This is a genomic window from Mucilaginibacter sp. (genome assembly GCF_041663085.1).
Lineage (GTDB): Bacteria > Bacteroidota > Bacteroidia > Sphingobacteriales > Sphingobacteriaceae > Mucilaginibacter.
In genome coordinates, this window is sequence record NZ_JBAZRC010000037.1 from 23,601 (window position 1) to 31,905 (window position 8,305).

8 protein-coding genes and 1 tRNA gene are annotated in these 8,305 nt (G+C 41.8%); 4 read left to right on the forward strand and 5 right to left on the reverse strand.

Annotated elements, in window-relative coordinates; all coding sequences use genetic code 11:
* Positions 1-46: 46 nt before the first annotated feature.
* From WC615_RS09495 to pfkA, 4 genes are all read right to left on the reverse strand, one after another.
* Entirely contained in the window at positions 47-925 is an 879-nt protein-coding gene (locus WC615_RS09495; RefSeq protein WP_372977868.1) for a polyphosphate kinase 2 family protein, read from the reverse strand.
* 224 nt (positions 926-1,149) lie between these two features.
* The gene (gap, locus tag WC615_RS09500; RefSeq protein WP_372977869.1) at positions 1,150-2,145 is read right to left on the reverse strand and encodes a type I glyceraldehyde-3-phosphate dehydrogenase; all 996 of its coding nucleotides are present in this window, start codon (positions 2,143-2,145) and stop codon (positions 1,150-1,152) included.
* A gap of 7 nt (positions 2,146-2,152) precedes the next feature.
* Positions 2,153-3,001: a hypothetical protein gene (locus tag WC615_RS09505; RefSeq protein ID WP_372977870.1), complete on the reverse strand. Its 849-nt coding sequence runs from the start codon at positions 2,999-3,001 to the stop codon at positions 2,153-2,155.
* Entirely contained in the window at positions 3,002-3,988 is a 987-nt protein-coding gene (gene pfkA / locus WC615_RS09510; protein WP_372977871.1) for a 6-phosphofructokinase, read from the reverse strand.
* 130 nt (positions 3,989-4,118) lie between these two features.
* Here pfkA and WC615_RS09515 point away from each other — a divergent pair, with 130 nt between their 5' ends.
* Positions 4,119-4,814, forward strand: coding sequence for an NUDIX domain-containing protein (locus tag WC615_RS09515; RefSeq protein ID WP_067061196.1), 696 nt, complete (start codon positions 4,119-4,121; stop codon positions 4,812-4,814).
* 134 nt (positions 4,815-4,948) lie between these two features.
* Here WC615_RS09515 and WC615_RS09520 read toward each other — a convergent pair whose 3' ends face one another.
* Positions 4,949-5,809, reverse strand: a complete 861-nt coding sequence (locus WC615_RS09520; protein WP_191174106.1) for an N-acetylglucosamine kinase — start codon at positions 5,807-5,809, stop codon at positions 4,949-4,951.
* A gap of 423 nt (positions 5,810-6,232) precedes the next feature.
* On the opposite strand from WC615_RS09520, the gene WC615_RS09525 reads away from it, so the two are divergent.
* The 3 genes from WC615_RS09525 to WC615_RS09535 form a co-directional block, all read left to right on the forward strand.
* A tRNA-Arg gene (locus WC615_RS09525) sits at positions 6,233-6,306 on the forward strand.
* Between the two features lie 141 nt (positions 6,307-6,447).
* Positions 6,448-7,479 carry a YncE family protein gene (locus WC615_RS09530; protein ID WP_372977872.1) on the forward strand — a complete coding sequence of 344 codons (1,032 nt, stop codon included), beginning with the start codon at positions 6,448-6,450 and terminating at the stop codon, positions 7,477-7,479.
* Positions 7,480-7,496: 17 nt separating this feature from the next.
* A partial coding sequence (locus tag WC615_RS09535) for a phosphatase PAP2 family protein (protein ID WP_372977873.1) occupies positions 7,497-8,305 on the forward strand: 809 nt, incomplete at its 3' end.

The window sequence follows — 8,305 nt, forward strand, 5'->3', positions numbered from 1 at the left end:
TCGAAGATTGCTACGACGCTATCGCTCCTCGCAATGACGGGTGGTTTTATTCCTTCTCCAAAATCCGCTTCGATTCTTCCAGTTTTTCTATTTCCTCTTTCGGCAAAACGGGATATTCCAGTTTCAGATCCTTTAATGTTTGCCGGATGATGGTTGAAATGGCTATACGAGTAAACCATTTTTTGTCCGCAGGCACAACATACCATGGATTATCATTGGTGCTGGTTTTTTTAATGGCCGTTTCGTAGGCTTTCATATAATCGCCCCACAATTGGCGCTCTTTGATATCGCCTGATGAGAATTTCCAGTTTTTTTCAGGGTCGGCAATACGTTCTAAAAAGCGTTTCTTTTGTTCATCTTTTGACACATGCAGGAAGAATTTAATAATGATTGTTCCGTTTGCATGTAAATGATCCTCGAAATTGCGGATGCTTTCATAACGCTGGTTCCAAAATTTTTTCCCTATATCTTTTACTTTGGAAATGCCCGGGATATTCTCTTTCAGGATAAATTCGGGGTGTACCTTAGTAACCAACACATTCTCGTAATGCGAACGGTTGTGAATGCCAATGCGGCCACGCTCGGGCAGGGCTTTATAGTGGCGCCACAAAAAATCGTGTTCGTAATCTTCGGCTGTTGGCTGCTTAAAACTATACACCTGGCACCCCTGCGGGTTCAAGCCCGACATGGTGTGTGCTATAGCGCTATCCTTACCCGCGGCATCCATCGCCTGGAAAATAATGAGCAGCGAGTGGCGGTTTGCTGCATACAACTCAGTTTGCAGTTTTGCGGTGTCTGCAATCAAATCGACGAGTAATTCATCCGCGGTTTCTTTTTTGTAATCTGCAGAATCTGCGGTATCGTATTTATCTAACGAGAAATTTTGAGGGGTGCTGATCTTAAACCGGCTGATGATATCTTTCATAGGCATTATATTAAGTATGAAAATAGGAATAATGTTTGGGTAAACATCTCGAAGACTTTGTCATGCTGAGCGATGGCGAAGCATCTATTCGCCGATATGCAAATCGTATATGCACAGTTCAATAACAGATCCTTCACTATCGTTCAGGATGACAGGTGGGATATCAACAAAAAGCCCTCCCAACTGATGTTGGGAGGGCTTTTAATATTGGGATTTAATTAAACTTACAGTTTGCCAATTTCCTGAACAAGGTCAATCAGTTTGTTTGAGTAACCCCACTCATTATCGTACCAAGATACAACCTTAACAAAGTGATCGTTAAGTGCGATACCAGCTTTTGCATCAAAAATTGATGTGCGTGCATCACCTTTAAAATCTTCAGATACAACCTCATCTTCGGTGTAACCTAAAATGCCTTTCAATTCGCCTTCTGAAGCATCTTTCATTGCAGTTTTGATCTGTTCGTAAGTAGCAGGAGTTTTTAAACGCACTACTAAGTCAACAACAGAAACGTCGGCAACCGGAACACGGAACGACATACCTGTTAATTTGCCTTTTAACAGAGGCAGAACTAAACCAACCGCTTTAGCAGCACCTGTTGATGAAGGGATGATGTTCTGGTAAGCACCACGGCCACCTCTCCAGTCTTTATGCGATGGGCCGTCAACTGTTTTTTGTGTAGCTGTTACCGCGTGTACAGTAGTCATTAAACCTTCTTCAATACCAAATTTATCATCCAATACTTTAGCGATAGGCGCTAAACAGTTGGTAGTACATGACGCGTTTGAAACGATAGTTTGGTCTGCTTTTAACAGTTTGTGGTTTACACCCATTACAAACGTAGGGGTATCATCCTTTGCAGGTGCGCTCATAACCACTTTTTTAGCGCCGGCATCAATATGTTTTTGTGCAGTTTCAATGGTTAAAAATAAACCGGTAGATTCAATAATAACTTCTGCACCTACTTCATTCCATTTCAGGTTTGCAGGGTCTTTTTCGGCAGTAACACGGATGGTTTTACCGTTTACAACCAAATGGCCGCCTTCTACAGCAATAGTGCCTTTGAACTGGCCGTGGGTTGAATCGTACTTTAACATGTAAGCCATGTAATCAGGTTCAACAAGGTCGTTGATACCTACAACTTCAACATCTGGTCTTTCAATTGCGGCCCTAAAAGCTAAGCGACCGATACGGCCAAAGCCGTTGATTCCTATTTTCATGATTTTTCTAATTTTTATTTGAATAATACGTCAATAAATGGTTTATGGGTTCTTTTATAATATCCGTTATCGTAATCCCGTTATCCGCGGCGGCCTCATGCAGGTAATCCTGAAAGTTGGCTGCTACCGTTCCGGCAAAGTGTACAGGTGCTTCCGGGTGCTGTTTATGCAGAGGTACCAGGTAAGTTTGTATTAGTTTGCCAAAACCGGTTGTGATAATGTTTTTAAGATAAGCGTCTTGTTTATTTTCCAGGAAAAAATCGCTGAACGAGCTCAGAAACAATGCGGGCTGTTTTTGGCGATAAACCTTTTCAAGCAAAGTTTTACGGTCGGCATCATACCGCTGTACAAACTTTTTGCGGATGTTTACCGGCAGCGTTTCATTCATGAAACCTTTTATCAGTTGCCTGCCCAGCCAGTTGCCTGAACCTTCGTCGGCCAATATATAACCAAGGCCGTAGTTGTTTGGTTTTACCTTTTTGCCATCGTACCAGGCGGCGTTGCTTCCGCTTCCGCAAATGCTTACAATACCGGGCGCATTACGGCAGCAAGCAATTGCTGCGGCTTCAATATCGTGCCCAACGGTTATTTTGGCAAATTTAAAAAATGCAGCAAAGGCGTTGTGTACAACCTGCTTAAGCTCGTCTGAAGATGCGCCCGCGCCAAAAAAGTAAATACGTTTTATTTGTTCGGCGTGATGTATAAGGTTGATGTTTTTATTAAGCAGTTGTACGATATATTTCTCGTCGTTAAAATAGGGATTAATGGCATTGGTATTGAACGAGGCAACCGTTCGTCCCTTATAGGCTAATCGCCAGCCGGCATTGTTAGATCCACTATAAACAACTGCAATCATTTAAATTGATAATATATCTGCCATCTGCATCAGGTCATCTTCTAACTTAAACTGATGCTGGGTAAGTGCCTCTTCAAGGCTTGTTAATTTTATGTGGTTAGCTTCAAGTCCAACCATCATTTGTGTTTTGCCATCTATCATGGCGTTAACAGCGGCAAAGCCCAAACGGCTGCCCAGGATCCTGTCGAACGCCGACGGGCTGCCCCCGCGTTGCAAGTGGCCTAATATAGTAACTTTTATGTCGTAAAACTTGATTTGTTTTCTAACTGCTTCGGCAAGGTCATAAGCGCCTCCGCTTTTATCGCCCTCGGCCACAATTACTATGCTTGATGATTTTTTATTGTACTGGCCGGCTTTCAGATTCTCTATCAGCATTTCAATAGCCGTATCACGCTCAGGCAACAATATGGCTTCTGCACCGCATGATATACCCGCGCGCAGGGCAATAGCGCCCGAGTCGCGGCCCATTACTTCTATAAAAAACAAACGGTCGTGTGCATCGGCAGTATCGCGTATTTTATCAATAGCTTCAATAACCGTATTGGTGGCTGTATCAAACCCTAAAGTGTAAGTAGAGCCATAAAGGTCGTTATCAATAGTTCCGGGTACACCTATTACGGCAATGTCCGGATATTTTCTTGAGAAGCGCAGGGCACCGGTAAAAGTACCATCGCCGCCTATAACTACAATGCCATCAATCCCGTTAGCCTTTAGGTTTTGGTAGGCAAGCTCCATACCTTCATCTGTACGGAAGGGAAGGCACCTTGCGGTTTTTAGTATTGTGCCACCAAGGTTTAAGATATTACTTACCGAGCGGGTGTTCATATCGTACATATTATTGTCGATAAGCCCCTGGTAACCCTGGCGGATACCTGCTACCTGCAGGCCATTATAAATTGCGGTACGTACAACAGCCCGTATACATGGGTTCATGCCTGGTGCATCGCCACCCGAAGTAAGAACTGCTATCTTTGAAATTTTTTGCATTATTTACTTAGGTAAATTTGTAGGTGCGAATATAGTGTGTCAAATTTACACCATTAAATTTATTTATTTATTTTTACATTAAAAATTAAGCAATATATTTAAGCACAATTATAACCTAAATACATTTCCCTTGGAAGTAAAGTTACCTACATTTAACTCAGTTTTTTCTATAGACTGTGTCATATTTGGTTTTGAGGCCGGTGAGCTGAAGATATTACTTATAGAACGTAACGAAGAGCCGTTTAAGGACTGGCTTGCCCTGCCCGGATATATTGTTGAGCAGGATGAGAGTATTGATAACGCTGCCGAACGTATCCTTTATGAGCTTACGGGCCTGCGCGATCTGCATATGCAACAGTTTCATACATTTGGCGAAGTTAACCGCCACCCGCAGGGCCGTGTAATTACAGTTGCTTATTACGCCCTGATACGTATTAACGGGCAAAAAGAAGTTAAGCCGGTTACTCAATATGCCAAAAACGCGTTCTGGCACCCGGTTAACGACCTGCCCAAACTGGCGTTTGACCACAGTGAGATATTCGAAACCGGGTTTAACAAGATACGCCGCAGGCTAAATTATCAGCCTATTGCGTTTGAGCTGCTGCCCGAAAAATTTACACTTACACAACTGCAATCGTTATACGAAGCAGTGCTGAACAAAAAACTTGATAAACGTAATTTTCGCAAAAAAATGCTGAGCTACGGTTTCCTGAAAGAGTTGGATGAGAAGCAGAAGGGCGTATCGTACCGAGCAGCCAAACTATATAAGTTTGACAGGCGTAAATACACCAAGATCTTCCAGAACGATCTGAACCTGGATAAATAAGCGAGGCAGGATTTTTAGAATCAAGAGTCAAGACAGGAATAAAAGTTCAAGAAAAAGCCGCATCGATATCGATGCGGCTTTTATATTTTGCAAAGTCTTGATTCTTATGTCTTGACTTCTTGATTCTCTTCAAATTACAATTGGCTTGGCGCTAGTTCCAGGTGGAATTTTACCAGGTTATCTATAGGCGAGCGGATGATGTTACCAACGGTCATGCCGTTTTCGGTACAAACCTCCTCAAGCACGTTACGGAAGTTGTAACCAACCGAACCTATGCAGTTGAATGTATATTTTTGATAATCAGGGTAGTGGGTAACCAGGTTGCGGAAAAAATCTTCGAATGAAGTGCGTACCAGGTTACGTGAGTATTCTATGTTCACAATGTTATCGTAAACAAATTTGCTGAAGCTTGCGCAAAAACGGTTAGCGCGTGGCTGGGTATAAACAATCTCGTTTATATCGTCAGGCGTAAGTTTAAAGGTTTCCCAAAAGTTTTTACGTACAGCCTCGGGCATATAGCCGCGCAGGTAATCAATCAGTAGCTTTTTACCAATATGGCAGCCGCTGCCTTCATCTCCAAGGATGTATGCACCCGAATCGATGTTGTTGATGATCTCTTTACCGTTATAAAGGCAAGTGTTGGTACCTGTGCCTAAAATGGCAGCAAAACCTTCATTGTTACCCAATAGGGCACGTGCGGCAGCAAGCAGGTCATGGCCGATGTTAACCCTGGATTTTGTAAAAACTGCCTTCATGGCATCCTCAACAATTTTACGCATTTCGGGGGTTGAACAGCCGGCACCGTAATAGTTAACTTCGGTAATGTTGTCCTTCTCAAGATCGGTAGGCAGGCTTTCCTTTAACGATTGAATGATGTAATCAGTGCCTGAAAAATACGGATTGTAACCTTCGGTGTTAAAATACACCTTTTTACCATCTTCGGTAACTAAACACCAGTTTGTTTTGGTGGAGCCACCGTCAGCAATTATGATCATAAAATAAGTTTTTAAAAAAAAATTGGGTTAAAAGTATGATTAACTTATTGTAAAAAAAACACTTCTTAATTTTAAAAAGTAAAAAATTGATATTCAGCAGTTAAAACTTCTTATTAGTGCATGGTTTACAGCTTTTTTACCAAAAAATAAATTTTAATAAACAGCCCGATTAATAAGTTAAATCATGAAAATAATATTTGTCAGCTTTACATATAAAACACTAACCTTACAGATAGTGCCGGTTTATAATAGAATGCAATTATATGTAATATTTTAACAAAATTTTGATAGTGCTGTTTTTTGTGGCGGTAAATATATTATTGGCCTTATTTTACAGCTAAATTGGGGTGTGTAATTTTAACGCAGTTGCTATTGCCTGTATCAACCAATTTTCGCATATTTGCACCGCGAAAAAATCGCGATGGTCCCATAGCTCAGCTGGATAGAGCAACTGATTTCTAATCAGTAGGTCTCAGGTTCGAATCCTGATGGGATCACTACAAAGCCTCTTTAATGTAATTAGAGAGGCTTTTTTGTATCGATAGTTTACAAGCCCCGTGCTAACTAACTACTGTTTATCGCGTTTCTCCAAAATTTCTACAGAATATAACCTTAAATAGCATCAAATTCAGATAGCTATGTTATATCCCCGTAAATTAAAAGCATTTGCATTGGTTGTTATTTCCTTTACAGCCTTAAATGCAAAAGCCCAAACTAAAACCGGCTTACACATCTTAAAGAAGCATACTATTAAAAGCAGCGGTGGTTGGGACTATGTTACGGTTGATGCAGCTAACAAAAAGATCTACGTATCGCACAGTACGCAAGTAAATATTTTAAGCACTGCAACGGGCGATTCTATCGGTGTTATCCCCAACACAAACGGGGTGCATGGTATAGCGCTGGTAAAAGATCTGAATAAAGGTTATACCAGTAACGGGCGCGATAACAGTTGCACAGTGTTTGATCTTAAAACAAACGCAGCACTTGGAAAAATAGCAGTTGGCACCAACCCGGATGCCATATTTTATGATGAGTTTTCAAAAAAGGTATACGCCTTTAACGGCAAAAGCAGCGATGCATCAGTAATTGACCCGGCTACGGATAAAGTAGTCGTAACTATCCCGCTTGTGGGCAAGCCAGAAACGGGCGTATCTGATGGTAAAGGAAAGATCTTTGTCAATTCCGAAACCACTAACGAGGTAGTTGTTATTAACGCCAATACTTACAAAGTGATCAGTCGATTTAAAATCAATGAGGGTGATGAACCTTCGGGCTTGGCTATAGACAGGGTAACCAATCGTTTATTTATAGGTTGCGGTGGCAACGCTACCATGGTGATAATGGATGCTACGAATGGCAAAAATATTGCTAAATTTAAAATTGGTGATTGCGATGGTGTTGCGTTCGACCCGGCACTGAAATTGGCTTACAGTTCAAACGGAGATGGCAATATATCTGTTATTAAAGAGGTAAACGCTGATAAATTTATGTTTGTAGAAAATATACCAACCGAAAAAAGTGCGCGTACTATCGGTATCGACCTGGCCACTCACCATCTGTTTTTACCAGCTGCGCAAATGGAGGCTACGCCGTCAACAGCAGATAATGCACACCCACGGCCACATATGATAGCCGGAACATTCCACATAATTGAAATAGGTAAATAACCCCAAATACCAGCACATTGAAAAAAGCCATTTATATCATACTCTGTCTTGTTTGCTTTAAGTCCGAAGCGCAGGTGGCTGATACAACCAAAAAAGTAAATATAGCGGATACGCTAAAAAAAGATTTGTTCACAGCGCCCGATACTGTTAGGCATTTACGTAGTAAAGCCTGGGCATTGGTGCCCCCGTCTGTACTCATTGCTTATGGGGCAAGCAATTTCTTTTTCCACCCTGTGAGGCGGCTTGACATCAGTATTAATAATGATATTAACGAGGATGCGCCAAACTTTAGGCATCACCCCGAGAATTATTTTCAGTATACACCCGTAGCATTGGTTTATGGGCTGAATTTAGTTGGCATCCATGGCAAAAACACCTTTGTTGACCGTACCTTAATATTGGTAATGGCCGAAAGCATGATGGGTGTAGCAACATTTGGTTTAAAGAAAGTAACCCATAGGTTGCGGCCCGATGGGTCCGACTATAATTCTTTTCCATCCGGCCATACTGCCAATGCTTTTCTTGGAGCTGAGTTTATGGCGCAGGAACTGGGCGATAAATCTATAGGATACAGTGCAATAGGCTATAGCTTTGCAACGGCTACAGGTATTCTACGTATGTATAACCGCGACCATTGGTTTAGCGATGTTGTTGCAGGTGCAGGGTTCGGTATCCTGTCTGCAAAAGCTGCATACCTGCTTTACCCTTATATACGTAACCGGCTTTTTAAAGCAGGCCGCGAAAAGGAGAATAACAGGGATGTACCTGAAGAGCTGAAGAAAGAATCTAAAAGCAGTTCTATTTTACTGCCATCATACAATCAGGG